This window comes from uncultured Pseudokineococcus sp. (assembly GCF_947495735.1).
GTDB lineage: Bacteria > Actinomycetota > Actinomycetes > Actinomycetales > Quadrisphaeraceae > Pseudokineococcus.
This window is the reverse complement of the sequence record NZ_CANMAA010000009.1, coordinates 105,479-124,728: the sequence shown is the minus strand read 5'-3', so window position 1 is coordinate 124,728 and position 19,250 is coordinate 105,479. Positions and strand designations below refer to the sequence as shown.

Here is a 19,250-nt window from a genome sequence, read left to right as displayed (position 1 = left end):
ACGCCGGAGGACCGCCATGACCAGCCCCACGACCCCCGCACCCGTCGACGGCGGCCCCGCGGTGCGCGAGCTCGACCGCGCCCAGCTGCTGGGGGTGACGATCGGGGTGACGAGCGACCGGCGGTCGGACGAGCTCATCGGCACCTTCACGCGCCGGGGCGCGCAGGTCGTCCACGCCCCGACGATGCGCATCGTGCCGGTGACCGAGGACGAGGACCTGCTCGCGGACACGCGCGCGGCCGTCGCGGACCCGCCCGAGGTGCTGCTCGTCACCACGGGCATCGGGATGCGCGCCTGGGTGGAGGCGGCGGAGGCCGCGGGCCTGGCCGAGGACCTCCTCGCCTCCCTGCGGGGAGCCCACGTCGTGGCCCGCGGCCCCAAGGCGCGCGGGGCGCTGCGCGCGGCGGGCCTCCCCGAGCACTGGACCGCGGCGAGCGAGCAGACGGCGGAGGCCGTCCAGCACCTCGTCGCCGAGGGCGTGGCGGGCCGCTCCGTGCTGGTGCAGATGCACGGCGCCGCGGGCGCGGAGGAGCTCGAGCCGCTCGTGGCCGCCGGAGCCCGGGTGCGCACGGTGACGCCCTACCACTGGCGCGCCCCGCGGGACCCGGCCGCCGTCGACCGGCTCGTGGACGCCGTCGTGGCGCGGACGCTGGACGCCCTCACCTTCACGGCCGCCCCGGCGGCCGTCGCCCTGCTCGACGCCGCGGCCGCGCGCGGGCTCCGCGAGGAGGTCGTCGCGGCGATGGTCGCGGGGCGGCCGGGCGCCGGCGAGGGGGGCGTGCTCGCCTGCGCGGTGGGTGACGTCACCGCGGCGCCGCTGCGCGCCGCCGGCGTGGAGCCCCTCGTGCCCGCGAGGTGGCGCCTCGGGGCGCTGATGCGCGAGCTCTCCCAGCACCTCGCGACCGAGCCGCGCGCCCGGGTGGCCACCAGTGCCGGAGAGCTCGTCGTGCGAGCCCGCGCCGTCGTCCTCGACGGGCGCGTGGTCGAGCTCGCGCCCGGGCCGCTCGCCGTCCTCGCCCGGCTGGCCGCGGCCGGCGGTGGCGTGGTGCCCCGCGCCGAGCTGCTCGCCGCCCTGCCCTCGGCCGAGGGCGACCACGCCGTGGACGTCGCCGTCGGGCGGGTGCGCGCCGTCCTGCCGGACGGCGTCGTCAGGACGGTCGTCAAGCGCGGCTACTGCCTCGCGACCGCCTGAGCGGACCCGCGTCCCAGCACGGCGCGGTCCGCCCCGGTCGACGTCGTGCCGCAGGGCCGGGGCGGGGGCAGGGGCAGGAGATGGGGCGGAGAGGCGTCAGGCGGTGGAGGACGTGCGCACGTGCGGGCGGCGTCGGCTCTCCTGGGCGCGCAGGGCGTCGGTGAGGCGCTGGGCGTCCCAGCCCTCGTCGAGGGCCTGGACCACCAGCTCGGCCTGGGTCTGCGGGGCCGTCCCGCCGACCGGCTGGTCGGCGTCGAGGTCGGTGGGGAAGGAGTAGCCCTCGGCCGAGGCCGCGACGACGTTGCGCAGCGCGCGCTCGTCGTCGCCCTCGGCCCAGCGTCGGGCCAGGACGGGGAAGAGGGCCTCGCTCATCGCCGTGCGGTCCACCGACTCCATCGCGCGCCCGAAGGCCGAGGAGACCTGCAGCAGGTTGGCCGTGCGGCGCACGTCGGCGGTCCGGTTGGTGCCGGCGCCGTGGAAGAGCGCCGGGTTGAAGAACGCCGCGTCGCCCTTCGCCAGCGGGAGCTGCACGTGGTGGTCGTCGAAGTACGCCCGGAACTCGGGCTGGTGGAACGCCACGTAGCCGGCCGGGTGCTTGTGCGAGTGCGGCAGGTAGAGCGTCGGCCCCGTCTCGACCGGCATGTCGCAGTGGGCGACGGCGCCCTGCAGCGTCAGGAGCGGGGAGAGCGCGTGCACGTGCGCGGGGTAGGCGAGCGCCTGGTCCTGCGACATGAAGCCCAGGTGGTAGTCGCGGTGCGCCGTCTGCGCCTGGCCGCCGGGGTTCACCACGTTGACCTGCGACGTCACCTGGTAGCCGCGGCCGAGCCACGCCTCGCAGACGAGCGCGAGCACGTCGCTCGCGTAGTACTCGGCGAAGACCTCGGGGGCGCGCACGGCGAGCTTGTCGGCGGCGCCCCACACGCGGTCGTTGGCGCCGGGCTTGGCGAAGTGGTCGCCGCCCTGGACGCCGGCGGCCCTCTGGTCGGCGATCATGGCCTCGAAGACGGCGGTGGCGCGGTCGACGACGTCGGGGGCCAGTGCGCCGCGGAAGACCACGATGCCGGGCCCCGCGGACAGCGCTCGCGCCAGCTCGGCCTGCACCTCGCGGCGGCCCTCCTGCGTGCCCGCCCGCTCGGCCAGGCCCGGCCCGTAGACGAGGACGCCCTGCTCGAGCGCCTCGGCGCACGGGTACTGCTCCAGGTCGGTCGTCACCTCGACGAGGGCGCGGAAGTCCTCGAGCCGGCAGTCCTGCGGGGTGAACCAGACGGGCCCACGCCCTCCCGCGGACGGGGCGGGCGTCGACGTCGTGGTGGGAGCGCTCATGGGTCGAGTCCTCTCGCGTGCGTCCTCGCTGGCGGCGCCCGCGACCGCGCGAGCACGCCCGGACGGTAGTCCGCGCCGGCCGGGCGCGTCGCGGCGCGGCTCAGGGACGTCGATCAAGGGCGCCCGCCACGGGGGCCGCCATCCCCACGGCGGCACCCGCGACGACGAGGAGGGCGCCGAGCACGAGGAGCAGACCCCCGCCGGTGCTGGCCCCGCCGCCCTCCTCTGCGGTGAGCGCGATCAGTCCGAGCGCCGCGCCGCGAGACACCACCCCGGCGGCCGTGAGGCCGGCGCCACCCTCGCCAGCACCCGGGCCGTGCTCACGGTCAGAGCACGGCGGGTCGCGGCCCGAGACCTGCTGCCTCGTAGCAGGAGTCGACGAGCTCCATCGTCGCCACGGCGTCCTCGGGGCCGAGGTCGGGGTCGTCCTGCGCTGCCGCGCCGCGCAGCAGGCGCGCCAGCGCGTCGAGCTGGTGGTCGTAGGAGGACCGCGTGCCGAGGTGCTCGGTGCGCTCGCCGTCGCCGGTGCGGACGACGACGCGGTCGTCCCACTGCGGCTTGATGAAGCACGGCGCGAGGGCCTCGCCGCGGCTGCCGACGAGGCGCGCGGAGAAGCGCACCTCGTCGCCGCCCATGAGGCTGCGCACGACCGCGGTGGCGCCCGAGGGCAGCGCCAGGTCGGCGACGAGCTCGGCGTCGACGCCGGGGAAGGCGGGGTGCTCGACGGCGCGGGCGCCCGTGACGACCGGGTCGCCGCCGACCAGCGGCGCGAGCGCGCGCAGGGTCCGCAGGCCGTAGCACCCGAGGTCCATGAGGGCGCCGCCGCCGAGCTCGAGCGACCAGCGGGGGTCGCCGTCGCCCGGAGGGGGCACGAGCACGTCCACCTCGACGCGCTGCAGCTCGCCGAGCTCCCCGGAGGCCAGCAGCTCGACCAGCCGGCGGTGCACGGGGTGGTGCAGGTGGTGGAACGCCTCGACGACGTGGACGCCCGCCTCCGCGGCCGCAGCGGCGACGACGCGCGCGTCGGCGGCGCAGGCGGCGGCGGGCTTCTCGGTGAGGACGTGCTTGCCGGCGCGGACCGCGGCGAGGTTCCAGACGCCGTGGAGCGCGTTGGGCGTCGGGTCGTAGACGACCTCCACCTCGGGGTCGGCGAGGACCTCCTCGTAGGTGTCGAGCACCCGCTCGACCCCCGCCCGCTCGGCCAGCTCCTCGGCGCGCCCGCGGTCGCGCGCGGCGACGGCGACGAGCCGGTGCCCGGTGCGCCGCGCCGGCTCGGTGAGCGCCTCCTCGGTGATGCGCGCGGCACCGAGGACGCCGAGGCGCAGCCGGTCGGTCGTGGGGGTCGGGGCGTCGCTCATGGCGCCATCCTGGATCAGTCCATGCCGCCGAGGACGTTCTGGTCCCAGTCGATGACGGAGCCGGTGACGACGCCGCTGCGGTCGGACAGCAGCAGCACGACCACGTCGGCGATCTCGTCCACCTGCCCGAGCCTGCCCATCGGCAGCTGCTGCGCGGCCCGCTCGCGCCAGTCGTCGCCGGCGCCGTGGAAGACGCGCTGGGTCGCGTCCTCGCCCTCGGTGTCGGTCCAGCCGATGTTCAGCGCGTTGATCCGCACCCGGTCGAAGCGGTGGGCGTGCGCGGCGTTGCGCGTGACGCCCGCGAGACCGGCCTTGGCGGCGACGTAGGGGGCCAGGTACGGCTGGCCGCCGTGCGCCGAGGTGCTCGTGACGTTGACGACGGCGCCGGGCTCCCCGCGGCGCACCATGTCGGCGACGGCCGCCTGCATGAGGAAGAACGGCCCGCGGAGGTTCACCGCGACGTGGGCGTCGAACAGCTCGGGCGTCGTGTCGAGCAGCGTGCCGCGGCTGGTGAGCCCGGCGGCGTTGACGAGGCCGTCCACCCGGCCGAAGCGCTCGACCACGGCGGCCACGGACGCCTGCGCGCTCGCGACGTCGGCGACGTCGGCCGCCACGTAGTGCGCGGCCCGGCCCTCGGCGAGGAGCCCGCGCAGCTCCGCGACCAGGGCCTCGCCGACCTCGGGCCGGCGCCCGGTCACCACGACGTCGGCGCCCTCGCGCGCGGCGGCCCGCGCGACGCCGGCGCCCACCCCCTGCGTGCCGCCGCTGACCAGCACGACCCGTCGCTCCAGCAGCCCCATGCCGCCCATCCTCCCCGCGCTCGTCCTGCCCGCGCCCGCGCGCTCGTCCTCCCTGCTCCTGCGACCGCCGGGGCCGCGACTGCGTGAGCGCTGGAACACCCGCCCCCGGTCGGCGGTTGCGGCTGCCGACACCCCGGCGCCCGCGCCGGGCCGCTCAGCGAGAGGCAGCACCCATGGACTCCACGACGACCACCTCCCCGGTCCCCGCCCAGAGCACCGGTCCCGGCGCCCCGGGCGTCTCCGACGAGGTCCGCAGCCTGTTCACGCCCGTGGACCTCGGCGACCTGCACCTGCGCAACCGCGTCGCCATGGCGCCGCTGACCCGCACCCGCTCCGGGGAGTCCGGCGTCCCCGGCGACCTCGTCGTCGAGCACTACGCGCAGCGCGCGAGCGCGGGGCTCATCGTCACCGAGGGCACCTACCCGACGCAGGACAGCCGCACGTACCCCGGCCAGCCGGGCATCGTCACGGACGAGCAGGTCGCCGGCTGGCGCCGGGTCGCCGACGCCGTGCACGAGCGCGGCGGGCTGGTCGTCATGCAGGTCATGCACGGGGGGCGCGTGGCGCACACCGCGGTCACGGGCACCGAGCGCGTCGTGGCGCCCAGCGCCATCCGGCTCTCCGGCGAGGCGCACACGGCGCAGGGGAAGCTGCCCTACGACGAGCCGCACGCGCTGACGACGGACGAGGTCCGCCAGGTCGTGGCCGACCACGTCGCCGCAGCCCGCCGCGTGGTCGACGCGGGCCTGGACGGCGTCGAGCTGCACAGCGCCAACGGGTACCTCCTGCACGAGTTCCTCTCCCCGGTGTCGAACACGCGCACCGACGCCTACGGCGGCAGCCCCCAGGCCCGCGCCCGCCTGGGCGTGGAGATCGCCACGGCCGTCGCCGCCGAGATCGGGGCCGGACGCGTGGGCATCCGCATCTCGCCCGCCCACGGGATCCAGGACGTCCTCGAGGAGGACGCCGAGGACGTCGCGGCCACCTACGGCGCGCTCATGGACGGCATCGCCCCGCTCGGCCTGGCCTACGTCAGCGTGCTGCGCGCCGACCCGGCCGACGACCTCGTCGCCGACCTGCGCGGCCGCTCGGGCGCCCCGCTCATGGCCAACAGCGGCTTCAGCACCGCGACGACGCGCGACGAGGCGGGCCACCTCGTCGCCTCGGGCCTCGCGGACGCGGTGGCGGTGGGGCGCCCCCTCATCGCCAACCCCGACCTCGTCGAGCGCTGGCAGGCCGGCGCGCCGGAGAACGAGCCGAACGCGTCGACCTTCTACGGCACGGGCGCCGAGGGCTACACGGACTACCCGCGCCTGTCCGCCTGACCCACCCTCCGACGGCCCCGCCCCCTCGCCGGGGGCGGGGCCGTCGTGCGTCCGGCCCGGCGGGGGCCAGGCGCGTCGGGCACCGGGAAGCCGGTGCGGCGCCGCGGTGTTGGAGCGGGCATGCAGGTTGAGGTCTGGTCCGACGTCGTGTGCCCGTGGTGCTACATCGGCAAGCGCCGGCTCGAGGAGGCGCTCGCGCGCTTCCCCCACGCCGACGAGGTGGAGGTGGTCTGGCGGGCCTTCGAGCTCGACCCGTCGGCGCGCTCGGCGGCCCCCGGTGACGCCGCCCGCGAGCCGGGCGACTACGCCCGTCGCCTGGCCGCCAAGTACGGCACCTCGGTCGAGCAGGGCCAGGGGATGGTCGACTCGATGACGGCCGCCGCCGCCGCGGACGGCGTCGAGATGCGCTTCGACCTCGCGGTCGCCGCGAACACCCTGGACGCGCACCAGGTGCTGCACCTGGCGGCCGAGCGCGGCCTCCAGGACGCCGCCAAGGAGCGCCTGCTGCGCGGGTACTTCACCGAGGGCGAGGCCGTGGGGGACCACGAGGTCCTCGTGCGCCTCGCGGTCGACGCCGGCCTGGACGCCGACGAGGTGCGCGCCGTCCTCGCCGAGGGCCGCTACGTGGACGCCGTCCGCGCCGAGGAGGCCGAGGCCGCCGCGCTGGGTGCGACGGGCGTGCCCTTCTTCGTCGTCGACCGTCGGTACGGCGTCGCCGGGGCGCAGCCGGCGGAGCAGCTGCTCGCCGTGCTGCAGCGCGCGTGGGACGAGCGCTCGCCGCTCACCCTCGTCGGCGCCGCTGCCCCCGGCGCCGGTGCGGCCGACCACGCCTGCGGCCCGGAGGGCTGCGCGATCTGACCGAGGTGCCCTCGGCGGCACTCTGTCGACGTAGTGCCGCTGAGGGGCACCCTTCGCGGCAAGGTGTCGACACAGTGCGCTTGAGAAGTGCCTTCGGCGGCACTGTGTCGACACAGTGCGCCTCAGGGGGCCCCTCAGCGGCAGGGTGTCGACAGAGTGCGCCTCAGGGGTGCCCTCGGCGGCACGGTGCCGACAGAGTGCGGCTCATCACGGGACGGCGGCGGCGACGTCCCGTCGTGCCCAGGACGGCTGGGCGGTGAGCGCGAGGACGACGGCGACGGCGAGCGCGCCGGAGCCCGCCCCGAGCGCGAGGGCCGGGCCGCCGCGGTCGACGAGGAGGCCGGCGATCGCCGTGCCGGCGGCCCCGCCGGTGACCGTGGCGGTGGACAGCCACGCCTGGCTCTCGCCGCGGCGCCCGTCCGGCGCCAGGGCGTCGACGAGCGCCTGCAGGAGGATCAGCGACGGGGCGATGGTCAGCCCCGTCGCGAACAGCACGGGCATGGTCAGGTGGAGCGGGGCTCCGCCGTCGACGATGACGGCCAGGGCGGCGAGCCCGGCGGCGAAGCCGGCGAGCAGGACGGGCAGGCGCCGCCGCTCCGCCGGTGAGTGGGCCAGCAGCCCGTAGGCGAGGCCCCCGATGACGCTGCCGCTCGCGATCGACCCGAGCAGGACCCCCAGCCGCGCCTCGTCCTGCAGCACCTCCCGCGCGGTCGCGGCCAGCGAGGTGTCGACGAAGCCGAACGAGACGGCCATGGCGAGGCCGACGGCGAGCACCGCGACCAGCGGCGGGGTGAGCACCCGCGCCGCCCGCCGCGCCGGGTCGTCCGCGGCCAGGGCGCCGAGGGCGCCGTCGAGCGGGACGGCGGCCTCGGGGGGCAGCCGCGCGGGACGGCTCCCGGCGTAGAGCAGGCCGCCCGTCACGTGCAGGACGGCGGTCGCGAGCAGCGGACCCGCCGGGGGCAGGTGCGGGAGGAGGACGGAGAGCAGCAGTGGGCCGCCGACGAAGAGGGCCTCGACGGCCGAGGCGTCCAGGGCGTAGCCCGTGCGCCACAGCCGGGGCGGCAGCACGACCCGCCAGCTCATCCGCATGGCCGAGCTGAACGGCGGGGAGGTGGCGCCGGCCGCCGCCACGAGCGCCACCAGGAGGGGCAGCGGAGCCAGCGCGGCCGTCGCCAGGGCGAAGAGGGCCAGCAGGACGGCGCTCGCCGTCACCGTCGGCGCGATGACCCTCGCCTGGCCGTGGCGGTCGATCAGCCGGCCCCAGACGGGGGAGCCGACGCCCACCCCGACCGCGTAGGCCGCCGTGACGAGGCCGGCGACGAAGTAGGACCCCCGCGTCTCCTCGACGAGCAGCAGCGTGCCGAAGGGCGCCATCGCGATGGGAAGGCGGGCTACCACCGCCGCCGTGAAGGGACGGGCCGCGCTGCCGGTGCGCAGGACCTCCCGGTAGTCCTGCCACCCGCTCGTCACGGCTGGACCCTACGAGGTCGGCCGCGCGACGCCCCGCCGCCGGCGCGCCTCGGGCGCCGGCCCGGGGTCGTCACCGCGGGCGTGCAGGCCCCCGGGGGGTCAGTCGGTGCCGGAGTGGTGCCGCACGGACGGGCGGGTCAGAGCTTGAAGAGGCGCCGGTTGTTGTTGACGCGCACCAGGCCCTGGGAGAACCGGACGGTGACCTGCGCCTGGGCCTCGCCGTCGACGGAGACGACGCGGCCGAGGCCGTGGACGTCGTGGTTGACGCGGTCGTCGATCTCGTAGTGCTCCGCGGGAGCGACGACGCGCTCCGCGAAAGGACTCGTCTTCAGGTGGCGCTTGGGAGCGGAGGAGGCCATGCACCCAGTGTCACCCCGATCGGCGGCAGTGGGAACCACGCCCCCCGGACGGCTGCGGTCGGTGAGGGCCGGACTCGTCGGTGCCGCCGCCGCGCACCACGCCCACCAGCTCCTCCAGTCGCCGGTGCGCTCGGCCACGGAGGTCGGCGCAGCCCGCCGCTGAGGGGGCGGCGGTGGCAGGATCGCCGACGTGAGCAGCGACGCCGCACCTGCCACCGACCCCGGCCCGCCCGGGCCCGCTCGTCCGCCCCTGAGGGTGGCGGTCGTGGGCTCCGGGCCGGCGGGGGTCCACACCGCCGGGTCGCTCGTCGCGGCCGGTCTGGCCCGCGGCGCGCGCGTCGACGTCCTCGAGCGGCTGCCGGTGCCCTTCGGGCTGGTCCGCTACGGCGTCTCGCCCGACCACCCGGAGATGAAGGCCGTGGTCTCGACCCTCGCCGACGTCCTCGACCACCCCGACGTCCGCCTCGTCGCCAACGTCGAGGTGGGCCGCGACGTCACCCTCGACGAGCTGCGGGCGGCCTACGACGCCGTCGTGCTCGCGACCGGCTCGAGCACGGACGCACCGATCGAGCTGCCCGGCGTCGACCTGCCCGGGTGCTGGGGCGCCAGCGAGCTCGTCGCCTGGTACCAGGGCCACCCGGAGGCGCCCCGCGACTGGGACCTGTCGGCCCGGGAGGTCGCCGTCCTCGGCGTCGGGAACGTCGCGCTGGACGTCGCGCGCGTGCTCGCCCGGCCCGCGGAGGACCTGCTGGCCACCGAGGTGCCCGCCGCCGTCCACGCCGGCCTCGCGGCGTCGGCGCTCACCGACGTGCACGTGGTGGGCCGCCGCGGGCCCGAGCACGCGCGCTTCTCCCCGCTGGAGCTCCGCGAGCTCGGCTCCGTGCCCGGCGTGGACGTCGTCGTCGACCGCGCCGACCTCGTGCTCCCGCCCGAGGCGGTCGAGCACCTGGAGCACGACCGGCGCGCCCGGCAGGTGGTGGAGGCGCTCGCGTCCTTCGCCGAGCGCGCGCCGACCGGCGCCCCGCGGCGGGTGCACCTGCACTTCTCGCGGGCGCCCGTCGAGGTCCTCGGGCAGGCGGAGGGCCGCGTGACCGGGCTGCGCACCCGCCGCGCGCACGCCGGCGCCGCGGGCGTCGTGGAGGACCTGCCCGTGCAGGCCGTCTACCGCGCGGTCGGCTACCGCAGCCGGCCGGTCCCCGGGGCGCCGTTCGACGAGTCCCGCGGCGTCGTCCCGAACGACGCCGGTCGCGTCCTGTCCGCCGACGGGGAGCCGGTGCCCGGCCTCTACGTGGTGGGCTGGCTGAAGACCGGCCCGGTCGGCCTGGTGGGGAGCACGCGCAAGGACGCGCGCGCCACGACCGCGAGCCTGCTCGCCGACCTCGAGCACGAGCCCGCGGGCGCCGTCCCGCCCGCCGACCCGCTCGACCTCGTGGCCCGCCTGCGCGAGGGCGGCCTGCACGTCGTCGACCTCGACGGCTGGCGCAGCATCGACGCCGCCGAGCTGCGCGCCGGCGTCGACGCCGGTCGTCCTCGCGTGAAGCTGGTCAGCCGGGACGACCTGCTCGCCGCCGCCCGGGAGAGCCGTCCCCGGTAGGCGCCCCCGGCGATCTGACGCCCCGGCGATCTGGCGTCGAGGTGCCGGGAGCAGGAGCGCCGGGACGGCGAGGTGTCGACGGAGTGCGGGGAGAGGGGCCCTCGAGCGGCGATGTGCCGACAGAGTGCGGGGAGAGGGGCCCTCGAGCGGCGATGTGTCGACAGAGTGCGGGGAGAGGGGCCCTCGAGCGGCGATGTGCCGTCGGAGTGCCGGGAGGAGGTCGTCGTGAGGGTGGCTGTCGTCGGGGGCACGGGGCGCGTCGGGCGCCCGCTGGTCGAGGTGCTGCGCCGCGGCGGGCACGACGCGGTGGTGGTGGCGCGCTCCACCGGGGCGGACGTCGTGACCGGGCGCGGGCTCGACGGCGCGCTCGCGGGGTGCGGCGCGGTGGTGGACGTCAGCGGTCCGTCCTGGCTGTCGGCGCGCAGCCCGCGCGACCTCGAGCGCTTCTTCGCCGCCGGCACCGACCGCGTCGGCGCCGCGGCCCGGCGCGGGGGCGTGGAGCACCACGTCGTCCTGTCGGCCGTCGGCGTCGACCGCCTCACGGGTCCGCCGCTGCTCGCCGGCAAGCGCGCGCAGGAGGAGCGCGCCCGCCGGGGACCCGTGCGCACGACGGTCGTCCGCGCGACGCCCGCGCACGAGGCCGGGGCCGACCTCGCGGCGCTGACCCGCACGGGCGACAGCGCGCTGGTGCCCCCGGTGCTCCTCCAGCCCCTCGCGGTGCAGGACCTCGCCGTCGAGCTGGCGCGCGTCGCCGTCGGACCCCCGCGCGGCCTCCTGGAGGTGGCCGGCCCCCGGCCCGAGGACCTCGTGGACATGGCCCGCCGGACGCTCGCCGCCCGCCGCGAGCCCCTGGACCTGCGCGCCAGCTGGCGCGGCACCCCCTTCGGCCCCGAGGCCGCGGGGGAGGTGCTGCTGCCCGGCCCGCGCGCCCTGCTGCTGCCGACGACGTTCGACAGCTGGCTCCTGGACGTCTGGGTGCCCGCGTAGGCACCGGGCGCGAGGGGCAGGGCGAGGGCAGGGCGCTCGGGCGTGCGGCGCGGCAGGATGCCGACGAGCTCCCGCCCCGCCCCACCGCCCCGGAGGACGACATGACCACCGAGCCCGTCACCACCGCGTTCACCTCCCCGAGCGACGGGCTGGCGATCGCCACCTACCGCTGGGACGACGTGCCGGGGGAGCCGCGCGGCGTCGTGCAGGTCGCGCACGGCCTGGCCGAGCACGGACGCCGGTACGCCCGCCTCGCCGGGTCCCTGACGGCGGCGGGCTTCCTCGTCCGCGCGGTCGACCACCGCGGGCACGGCGCGTCCACCGGCGACGGGGTGCCGCTCGGGAGCTTCGGCGAGGCGGGAGCCGCGGGCTTCATCGGGGACGTCGCCGGCCTCGGGGAGGCGCTGCGGGCCGAGCACCCCGAGCTGCCGCTGTTCCTCCTCGGCCACTCGCTCGGGTCGATGGCGGCGCAGAGCGTGCTGCTGGAGCGGTCCGACCTCTACGACGGCGTCGTGCTCAGCGGGTCCACGGCGATCGACGGCCTCGCCGCGCTCGTGCAGCAGCTCCCCGCGGACGCCGACGGGCTCGCGGCGTTCAACGCGCCCTTCGCGCACCGCACGGGCTTCGAGTGGCTCAGCCGCGACGAGGCGGAGGTGGACGCCTACGTGGCCGACCCCCTGTGCGGCTTCGCCACGGAGGACGCCGTCCTCGGCGGGGTCCTGGCGACGGCGCCGCGCACGGCCGACCCGCGGGCGCTCGCCGGCATCCGGCCGGACCTGCCGCTGCTGGTCGTCAGCGGCGACCAGGACCCGGTCGGCGGACCGGGCGGCGAGCTCGTCGTGCGCCTCGTGGAGCGCTACCGCGCCGCGGGGCTGCGCGACGTCACGCTGGCGCTCCTGCCGGGCGCGCGCCACGAGGTCCTCAACGAGACGAACCGCGACGAGGTGACCCAGCTGGTCGTCACCTGGCTCGAGGAGCGCGCGGCGCGCTGAGGCGCCGGAACAGCGCCCGGCGGCGGAGCGCTGGTGCGGGCGTGACCGTCTACGCGCTGCACGAGAACCCCGAGTGGTGGCCGCCCTTCGCCGCGGCCTTCGACGCCGAGGGCGTCCCGGTCGAGCAGTGGCTGCTCACCGGGGACGGCGAGCTCGCGCTCGACGAGGTGCCGCCGGAGGGGCTCTTCTGGTCGCGGATGAGCGCCTCGGCCCACACCCGCGGCCACGTGCTCGCCAAGGAGCAGACCCGCGCCGTGCTGTCCTGGCTCGAGGGGCACGGGCGGACGGTCGTCAACGGGCGCGGCGTCCTCGAGCTCGAGATGAGCAAGGTCGCCCAGCACGCCGCCCTGCGGGCGGCGGGCGTCGACGTCCCGCGGACGACGGCCGTCCTGGGGCAGGACCGGCTCGTCGCGGCGGCGGAGCGCTTCACCGCCGTCAGCGGGGGCGCGCCCTTCATCACCAAGCACGACCAGGGCGGCAAGGGCCTCGGCGTCCGGCGCTTCGACGGCGTGGACGAGCTGCGCGACGCCCTGGCCGCCGGCGAGCTGGACCCGCCCGCCAACGGCGTCTGGCTCCTGCAGGAGCTGCTCGTCGCGGCCGAGCCGGTCGTCACGCGCACCGAGGTCGTCGACGGCGAGCACGTGTACTCCGTGCGGGTCTCCACCGCGCAGGGCTTCGAGCTGTGCCCCGCCGACGCGTGCGCCCTGCCCGGCCAGGAGCCGCTGTTCTCCCTGCGCGAGGGCTACGAGCCCCCGCAGCTGGACGCCTACCGCCGCTTCCTCGCGGCCACGGGCACGGCGATCGCCGGCATCGAGTCGATCGAGACGGTCGACGGCCGGGTCGTGACGTACGACGTCAACACGAACACCAACTACAACCCCGACGTCGAGGCGGTCGCGCCGCGCTCGGGGCCCCGGGCGATCGCGCGCTACCTCGGGCGCCTGGACGCCTGAGCGGCCCACCCGGCGCGGCTCGGGTGCGGCACCGCGTCGGGCGCGCCAGCGACGCCTCAGGTCGACGGCGGACCTGCCGACGGGGGGAGGGGAGCGCCCCGGCTCCTCCGACGACCGACCCCTCCAGGAGCACACCCCGTGACGTACCGCCTGGTCACCCGCAGCGACTTCGACGGCCTGGTCTGCGCGGTGCTGCTGCGCCAGCTCGGCCTCGTCGACGAGATCACCTTCGTCCACCCCAAGGACGTCCAGGACGGCGTCGTGGAGATCACCGGGCGCGACGTCCTCACGAACCTGCCCTACGCCCCCGCCGCGCACCTCGTCTTCGACCACCACCACTCCGAGACGCTGCGCCTGGCCGGGGAGCGCCCGAACCACGTCATCGACGCCGGCGCGCCGTCGGCCGCCCGGGTCGTCTACGACCACTTCGGCGGCGCCGAGCGCTTCCCGCAGGTCTCGCCCGAGCTCATGGACGCCGTCGACCGCGCCGACTCGGCCGCGTACGGGATCGAGGAGGTGCTGGACCCGCAGGGCTGGACGCTGCTCAACGTGCTCATGGACAGCCGGACCGGGCTGGGCCGCTTCCGGGAGTTCCGCGTCTCGAACTACCAGCTGATGATGCAGCTGGTGGACGCGTGCATCGAGCACCAGCACGTCGACGAGATCCTCGCCCTGCCCGACGTCGCCGAGCGCGTGGAGCTCTACCGCGCGCAGTCCGCGCTCTTCGAGGCCCAGCTGCGGCGCTGCAGCACCGTGCGCGGGGACGTCGTCGTCGTCGACCTGCGCGAGGAGGAGGTCGTCCACGCCGGCAACCGGTTCGTCGTCTACGCGCTGTACCCGACCGCGCGCGTGTCCGTCCACGTCCTCTGGGGCCGGGAGAGGCTGAACACCGTGCTCGCGGTGGGCAAGTCGATCGTCGACCGCACCTCGCCCGTGGACGTCGGCGCCGTCTGCCTGACCCACGGCGGCGGCGGCCACCAGGCCGCCGGCACCTGCCAGGTGCCGCACGCCGACGCCGAGCGCGTGCTCGCCGAGGTCGTCGACGCCGTCTCCACCGAGCGCGGGGCGCTGGTCGCCGGCTGAGGGCCCACGGCTCCGCGGCGGCGACCCGGGCAGCCCGGGCGGCGACCCGGGCAGCCCGGGCGTCGCCGGCCGCCGGGAGCGTCCCGGGTCCTCCTGCGTGCCACCGTGGGCCCATGGGCACCGACGGCACGACGAGCACCGACGGCACGACGAGCACCGGCCTGCGACGCGAGCAGGTGGAGGTCGACGGCGTCTCGCTGTCCTGCCTCACGGCGGGGCGCCCGGACGCGCCCCCGCTCCTGCTCCTGCACGGCACCTTCTGGAGCCGCGTCTGGCAGCCGGTGCTCCCGCAGCTCGGGGAGCACTTCCGCGCGGTCGCGCTCGACCTGCCCGGCTTCGGGCTCAGCGACGGCGAGCTGGACGTCGCCCGCGCCACCGTGCCCGCGCTCGCCGAGACGGTGCTGCGCGCCGCGGACGCGCTCGGCATGGAGGAGTTCCTCCTCGGCGCCCACGACATCGGCGGCGGCGTCGCCCAGCACCTCGTCGTCCACGGGGGCGACCGCGTCCGCCGGCTGGTGCTCCTGAACGCCGTGGTGCTCGACTCCTGGCCTGTGCCGGCCGTCGCCCGGTTCCAGGACCCGAGGGTGCGCGCCGCCGCCACCGTCGCGTCGACGCTGGACGGACGCCGGGCGTCCGTGGGCGCGGCCGTCGGGCGGGAGCTGAGCTCCGACGAGGTGGAGGACTACGTCCAGCCGTGGCGCTCCGAGGCGCGGGTCCGCTCCTGGTCGGCCATGGCCGGGGCGGCCGACCCCCGGTACACGCTCGACCTCGTGCCCGGCCTCGTGGACAGGGCGCTCCCGACGCGCCTGGTGTGGGGCCGCGACGACGACTTCCAGAAGATCGAGTTCGCCCGGCGCTACGTGGAGCAGGTGCCGGGCGCCGACCTCGTCGAGGTGGCCGGCAAGCACATCCCCACGGAGGACTCCCCCCGCGATGTCGCGGCCGCGATGCTGGAGCACCTGCGGGGCTGAGGTCGCGCCCCCGGGCGCGAGGGCTGGGCCGCGAGGTCGGACGGGGCGGCCCGCCGGCCGCGGCCGACCGCCGTGCGCGGCTGCGCCCCGGGACGGCAGGATCAGCGGGCATGAGCGCGCCGCCGTCCACCTCCGCCCGCCCCCGCGTCGTCACGGCGCCCGACGGGGCGGGTCCGGGCCCGGGTGCGGCGCCCTGGTGGACCAGCGCGGTCGTCTACCAGGTGTACCCGCGGTCCTTCGCCGACTCCGACGGCGACGGCGTGGGCGACCTGCGCGGGATCACCTCGCGGCTGGACCACCTCGCCGACCTCGGGGTCGACGTCGTCTGGCTCTCCCCGGTGTACGCCTCGCCGCAGGACGACAACGGGTACGACATCAGCGACTACCGAGCGGTGGACCCGGCCTTCGGGACGCTGGAGGACCTCGACGCCCTCACCGAGGGGCTGCACGCCCGCGGGATGAAGCTGGTGATGGACCTCGTGGTCAACCACACCAGCGACGAGCACCCGTGGTTCGTCGAGTCCCGCAGCTCGCCGTCGAGCGCGAAGCGCGACTGGTACTGGTGGCGGGGCCCGCGCGAGGGCATGCCGGCCGGCGCGCCCGGCGCGGAGCCCACGAACTGGCGCTCGCACTTCTCCGGGCCCACCTGGACCCTCGACGAGGCCTCCGGGGAGTACTACCTGCACCTGTTCGCACGCAAGCAGCCCGACCTCAACTGGGAGAACCCGCAGGTCCGCGCGGCGGTGCACGACATGATGCGGTGGTGGCTCGACCGGGGGGTCGACGGCTTCCGCATGGACGTCATCAACATGATCAGCAAGCACGTCGCCGAGGACGGGTCGCTGGCCGACGGCCGTGACGCCGACCCGCGCACGGGCCTGGCCGGTGGGGGCGAGCAGTACCTCTGCGGCCCGCGCATCCACGACTACCTGGCGGAGATGCACGCCGAGGTGTTCGCCGGGCGGCCGGAGGCGCTGCTGACCGTGGGGGAGATGCCCGGGGTGACGGTCGCCGACGCCCAGCGGTTCACCGACCCGCAGTCGGCCGAGGTCGACATGGTCTTCCAGTTCGAGCACGTCGACCTCGACCACGACGGCAGCAAGTGGCGACCGGTGCCGCTGGACCTGCTGGCGCTCAAGGCCTCGTTCGGGCGCTGGCAGGCGGGCCTGGCCGAGCGCGGCTGGAACAGCCTGTACTGGAACAACCACGACCAGCCGCGGATCGTGTCGCGGTGGGGCGACGACTCCCCGGAGCACCGGGCGGCGTCGGCGCGGTGCCTGGCCACGCTGCTCCACCTGCACCGGGGGACGCCGTACGTCTACCAGGGCGAGGAGCTCGCGATGGCGAACTTCCCGTGGCGCTCGGCCGGGGAGCTGCGGGACATCGAGAGCCTCAACCACCTCGCCGAGGAGGCGGGCCACGGCGCCGACCCCGAGGAGGTCCTGGCGCGGGTGGCGGTCTCCAGCCGCGACAACGCCCGCACCCCGGTGCAGTGGGACGCCTCGGCGTCGGCGGGCTTCACGACGGGCGAGCCGTGGATCGCGGTGAACCCCGACCACGGGGAGTGGAACGCCGAGGCCCAGCGGGCCGACCCCACCTCGGTGCTCGCGCACTACCGGCGCCTGGTCGCGCTGCGGCACGAGTGGCCGGTGGTGGCCCTGGGCGACTTCCGCATGCTGCTGCCCGAGCACGAGCAGGTCTACGCCTTCACGCGCCGCCTCGAGGGCGCCGACGCCGACGGCCGTCCGGCGTCGGACGAGCTGCTCGTGGTCGCCAACGTGGGCGGCACGCCGGTGGACCTGGCCGACCTGCTGCCCGAGGCCGTGGGCGCCGCCGAGCTGGTGCTCGGCACCGCGCACGGCCGCGACGAGGCCGACGTGCTCGCCGACCCCGTTCTCGCCCCGTGGGAGGCCCGCGTGCTGCGCACCGCCTGAGCGCCCCGGCGCCGGTCCGGGCGCCCTGCAGGACGCCTCCCGGGCGCTTCGGCGCGGCGCCGGAGGCGGACGAGCACGACGATGGGCGGATGGACGAGCGCGGGAGGCCCGCGGACGGCGGCGCCGACCCCGACGGGGCCGGTGTGGCCGACCCGTGGGGCGTGCCCTCGGTCGTGCACCTGCGCGCCGCGGGCACGAGCGTGCTGCTCGCCGCGGACGCCCCCGGTGCCCCGCGGGTGCTGCACTGGGGCGGCGACCTGGGTGACCTCTCGCCCGACGAGACGGAGGCGCTGGCGCTCGCGGCGGCGTCCCCCGCCTCCGGCGAGGTGCTGCCCGGCTCGCCCCTGCTGCCGACCGGGGCCGACCCTGGGGACGAGCGGGGCCGCGACCGCGGGGGCGACCCCGCGCCGGGCCTGCTGGTCGTCCCGGGGGAGGACGCCGCCGCGCCGGTGCTGGTGCGCCGGTCGGCCGCGCTCGAGGTCACCAGCGGCGGGTCCCAGCGCCTCGTGGTGCGGTCGCGGGACGAGGCCCTGGGCGTGGACGCGGACGTGGAGCTCGAGCTGGGGCGCACGGGCGTCCTGAGGGTGCGCGCCTCGGCGGCCGTCCGGCGCGACGGCCCGGTGCGGCTGCGCGGGCTGCACCTCTCGCTGCCCGTGCCCGCGGTGGGCCGGCAGGTGCTCGTCGACATCGGCGGCCGGCTCCGCCCGGCGCGCTCCCTGGTGCCCACGGCCGCTGCAGCGGCCTCCACCGGGCGCAGCGGGGACGCCGTCGTGGTGCAGACGGCGGGGAGGGGGCCGGAGGAGCTGTGGGCGATGGCGTCCTCGGCCGGCCGGGGAGCCGCCCTCGGCGGTCCGCCGACGGCGCCGGCGGTCCGCGCCGTCCGCGTGCCCGGGAGGGCGCTGGCCCTCGTGGGCGGCACGGACGCCTCGGCGGAGGCCGGCGTCCTGCGGTGGGCGACGCCCGCGCTCGTCGCCGTGCACGGCGGCTCGTGGCCGCACGTGCGGCGCCGCCTGGACGCCGCCGTCCGCCCCGGCTGAGGCGCCGTCGCGCCGCCGGGGGCGCTGGGCCGGACGGGTGGGCGCGCCGGGCCGGACGGGTGAGCGCTGGAGGCGGCGGCGCGTCGCGCCGAGGACCAGGGCACCCGCGGACCAGTCGGTCCGCCCCGAGACCCCGGAGGTCTCCGTGGCCCGCACCGGTCCCCAGCCCAGCACCACGCGCACCTCTGCCGACCAGGCCGGCGCGCGTCCCGCCGGGCCGTGCCCGCCCGCCGCAGCCCGCGTCCCGCGGCCCCGCAGCCCGGAGGAGCTCGACGCCCTCCTCGCGCACGCCCGCGCCGACCGCCTCGTGCGCCCGCGGGCGGCCCGCGTCCTGTCCGACGTCATCGACCGGCTGCTCGACGAGCGACTGGCCGCGACGGGCGGCGCCTCGCTCGTCGGCTGAGCCCGGACCTGCCGTCGGCGCGGGGCCGTGGCGGCCGACGCCGCGCGCGCGAGCCGGCGGCTGCCTAGCGTGGTCGGCATGGACACCGGCTCGCTGCTGCAGGAGGTGCTCGGGCGCGCCCGGGCGCTGGCCCCCACCGTCGTCGACGGGCTCGACGAGGAGGAGCTGGCGCGGCCGCCCCGGCCGGGCGCCAACCCGGTGGCCTGGCTCGTGTGGCACCAGGCGCGGGTGATGGACGACCACGTCGCCGACGCCGCGGGCCTCGAGCAGGTCTGGACCTCGCCCGTCGACGGCGGCCCGAGCTGGGCGGACCGCTTCGCGCTCGACCTGCCCCCGGAGGACACGGGCTACGGGCACGGCCCGGAGCAGGTGGCCCGGGTCCGCGCGAGCGCCGACCTGCTGGCCGGGTACGCCGACGCGGTCGGCGCGCGGACGGACGAGGTGGTCGCGCAGCTGTCGCCCGAGGACCTCGACCGGGTCGTCGACGAGGCGTGGGACCCGCCGGTCACCTACGGCGTCCGCCTGGCGAGCGTGGCCTCGGACTGCCTGCAGCACCTCGGCCAGGCCGGCTACGCGCGGGGGCTGCTGGGGCGCTGAGCGCCCGGCGGGGG

19 protein-coding genes are annotated in these 19,250 nt (G+C 77.4%); 13 read left to right on the top strand and 6 right to left on the bottom strand.

What is annotated here, in order from left to right:
• Positions 1-16: 16 nt before the first annotated feature.
• Positions 17-1,192, top strand: a complete 1,176-nt coding sequence (locus tag Q0848_RS13165) for a uroporphyrinogen-III synthase (protein WP_299038276.1) — start codon at positions 17-19, stop codon at positions 1,190-1,192.
• A 96-nt stretch (positions 1,193-1,288) separates the two neighbouring features.
• Here the strand turns inward: Q0848_RS13165 and Q0848_RS13160 are convergent, their stop codons facing one another.
• From Q0848_RS13160 to Q0848_RS13145, 4 genes are all read right to left on the bottom strand, one after another.
• A complete protein-coding gene (locus tag Q0848_RS13160; RefSeq protein WP_299038274.1) occupies positions 1,289-2,515 on the bottom strand; it encodes a phytanoyl-CoA dioxygenase family protein in 1,227 nt (408 codons plus the stop codon).
• Between the two features lie 100 nt (positions 2,516-2,615).
• Positions 2,616-2,786: a hypothetical protein gene (locus Q0848_RS13155; protein ID WP_299038272.1), complete on the bottom strand. Its 171-nt coding sequence runs from the start codon at positions 2,784-2,786 to the stop codon at positions 2,616-2,618.
• Between the two features lie 55 nt (positions 2,787-2,841).
• Positions 2,842-3,873 carry a Gfo/Idh/MocA family protein gene (locus tag Q0848_RS13150; RefSeq protein ID WP_299038271.1) on the bottom strand — a complete coding sequence of 344 codons (1,032 nt, stop codon included), beginning with the start codon at positions 3,871-3,873 and terminating at the stop codon, positions 2,842-2,844.
• Between the two features lie 14 nt (positions 3,874-3,887).
• A complete protein-coding gene (locus Q0848_RS13145) occupies positions 3,888-4,673 on the bottom strand; it encodes an SDR family oxidoreductase (protein WP_299038269.1) in 786 nt (261 codons plus the stop codon).
• A 173-nt stretch (positions 4,674-4,846) separates the two neighbouring features.
• Here Q0848_RS13145 and Q0848_RS13140 point away from each other — a divergent pair, with 173 nt between their 5' ends.
• Entirely contained in the window at positions 4,847-5,998 is a 1,152-nt protein-coding gene (locus Q0848_RS13140; RefSeq protein ID WP_299038267.1) for an alkene reductase, read from the top strand.
• A gap of 120 nt (positions 5,999-6,118) precedes the next feature.
• The gene (locus Q0848_RS13135) at positions 6,119-6,856 is read left to right on the top strand and encodes a DsbA family oxidoreductase (protein ID WP_299038266.1); all 738 of its coding nucleotides are present in this window, start codon (positions 6,119-6,121) and stop codon (positions 6,854-6,856) included.
• Between the two features lie 207 nt (positions 6,857-7,063).
• Here the strand turns inward: Q0848_RS13135 and Q0848_RS13130 are convergent, their stop codons facing one another.
• Both Q0848_RS13130 and Q0848_RS13125 read right to left on the bottom strand, forming a co-directional pair.
• Positions 7,064-8,326: an MFS transporter gene (locus tag Q0848_RS13130; protein ID WP_299038264.1), complete on the bottom strand. Its 1,263-nt coding sequence runs from the start codon at positions 8,324-8,326 to the stop codon at positions 7,064-7,066.
• A 137-nt stretch (positions 8,327-8,463) separates the two neighbouring features.
• Entirely contained in the window at positions 8,464-8,685 is a 222-nt protein-coding gene (locus tag Q0848_RS13125; protein WP_299038261.1) for a hypothetical protein, read from the bottom strand.
• Between the two features lie 190 nt (positions 8,686-8,875).
• Between Q0848_RS13125 and Q0848_RS13120 the strand changes: the two genes are divergently transcribed.
• From Q0848_RS13120 to Q0848_RS13075, 10 genes are all read left to right on the top strand, one after another.
• Positions 8,876-10,279: an FAD-dependent oxidoreductase gene (locus Q0848_RS13120; RefSeq protein ID WP_299038259.1), complete on the top strand. Its 1,404-nt coding sequence runs from the start codon at positions 8,876-8,878 to the stop codon at positions 10,277-10,279.
• A 225-nt stretch (positions 10,280-10,504) separates the two neighbouring features.
• A complete protein-coding gene (locus Q0848_RS13115; protein ID WP_299038257.1) occupies positions 10,505-11,266 on the top strand; it encodes an SDR family oxidoreductase in 762 nt (253 codons plus the stop codon).
• A gap of 101 nt (positions 11,267-11,367) precedes the next feature.
• On the top strand, positions 11,368-12,258 hold the full coding sequence (locus tag Q0848_RS13110) for an alpha/beta fold hydrolase (protein ID WP_299038255.1): 891 nt from the start codon (positions 11,368-11,370) through the stop codon (positions 12,256-12,258).
• A 41-nt stretch (positions 12,259-12,299) separates the two neighbouring features.
• Positions 12,300-13,211, top strand: coding sequence for a RimK family alpha-L-glutamate ligase (locus Q0848_RS13105; protein WP_299038254.1), 912 nt, complete (start codon positions 12,300-12,302; stop codon positions 13,209-13,211).
• Between the two features lie 138 nt (positions 13,212-13,349).
• On the top strand, positions 13,350-14,294 hold the full coding sequence (locus Q0848_RS13100) for an exopolyphosphatase (RefSeq protein WP_299038252.1): 945 nt from the start codon (positions 13,350-13,352) through the stop codon (positions 14,292-14,294).
• 113 nt (positions 14,295-14,407) lie between these two features.
• Positions 14,408-15,265, top strand: coding sequence for an alpha/beta fold hydrolase (locus Q0848_RS13095; protein WP_299038250.1), 858 nt, complete (start codon positions 14,408-14,410; stop codon positions 15,263-15,265).
• 110 nt (positions 15,266-15,375) lie between these two features.
• Complete coding sequence (locus Q0848_RS13090; protein WP_299038248.1) at positions 15,376-17,199, top strand: alpha-glucosidase; 1,824 nt, start codon at positions 15,376-15,378, stop codon at positions 17,197-17,199.
• An 89-nt stretch (positions 17,200-17,288) separates the two neighbouring features.
• Positions 17,289-18,236, top strand: a complete 948-nt coding sequence (locus tag Q0848_RS13085) for a hypothetical protein (protein ID WP_299038245.1) — start codon at positions 17,289-17,291, stop codon at positions 18,234-18,236.
• Positions 18,237-18,381: 145 nt separating this feature from the next.
• Complete coding sequence (locus Q0848_RS13080) at positions 18,382-18,639, top strand: hypothetical protein (RefSeq protein ID WP_299038243.1); 258 nt, start codon at positions 18,382-18,384, stop codon at positions 18,637-18,639.
• A 78-nt stretch (positions 18,640-18,717) separates the two neighbouring features.
• Positions 18,718-19,236 (top strand): mycothiol transferase, encoded by a 519-nt coding sequence (locus Q0848_RS13075; RefSeq protein WP_299038241.1) that lies wholly within the window; start codon positions 18,718-18,720, stop codon positions 19,234-19,236.
• Positions 19,237-19,250: the final 14 nt, after the last annotated feature.

Bases quoted from the DNA above. Each gene is read 5' to 3' on its own strand.
- Q0848_RS13165 (WP_299038276.1), top strand. From the start codon at position 17: ATGACCAGCCCCACGACCCCCGCACCCGTCGACGGCGGCCCCGCGGTG.
- Q0848_RS13160 (WP_299038274.1), bottom strand. From the start codon at position 2,515: ATGAGCGCTCCCACCACGACGTCGACGCCCGCCCCGTCCGCGGGAGGG.
- Q0848_RS13150 (WP_299038271.1), bottom strand. From the start codon at position 3,873: ATGAGCGACGCCCCGACCCCCACGACCGACCGGCTGCGCCTCGGCGTC.
- Q0848_RS13145 (WP_299038269.1), bottom strand. From the start codon at position 4,673: ATGGGGCTGCTGGAGCGACGGGTCGTGCTGGTCAGCGGCGGCACGCAG.
- Q0848_RS13140 (WP_299038267.1), top strand. From the start codon at position 4,847: ATGGACTCCACGACGACCACCTCCCCGGTCCCCGCCCAGAGCACCGGT.
- Q0848_RS13135 (WP_299038266.1), top strand. From the start codon at position 6,119: ATGCAGGTTGAGGTCTGGTCCGACGTCGTGTGCCCGTGGTGCTACATC.
- Q0848_RS13125 (WP_299038261.1), bottom strand. From the start codon at position 8,685: ATGGCCTCCTCCGCTCCCAAGCGCCACCTGAAGACGAGTCCTTTCGCG.
- Q0848_RS13110 (WP_299038255.1), top strand. From the start codon at position 11,368: ATGACCACCGAGCCCGTCACCACCGCGTTCACCTCCCCGAGCGACGGG.
- Q0848_RS13095 (WP_299038250.1), top strand. From the start codon at position 14,408: ATGGGCACCGACGGCACGACGAGCACCGACGGCACGACGAGCACCGGC.
- Q0848_RS13090 (WP_299038248.1), top strand. From the start codon at position 15,376: ATGAGCGCGCCGCCGTCCACCTCCGCCCGCCCCCGCGTCGTCACGGCG.
- Q0848_RS13085 (WP_299038245.1), top strand. From the start codon at position 17,289: ATGGACGAGCGCGGGAGGCCCGCGGACGGCGGCGCCGACCCCGACGGG.
- Q0848_RS13075 (WP_299038241.1), top strand. From the start codon at position 18,718: ATGGACACCGGCTCGCTGCTGCAGGAGGTGCTCGGGCGCGCCCGGGCG.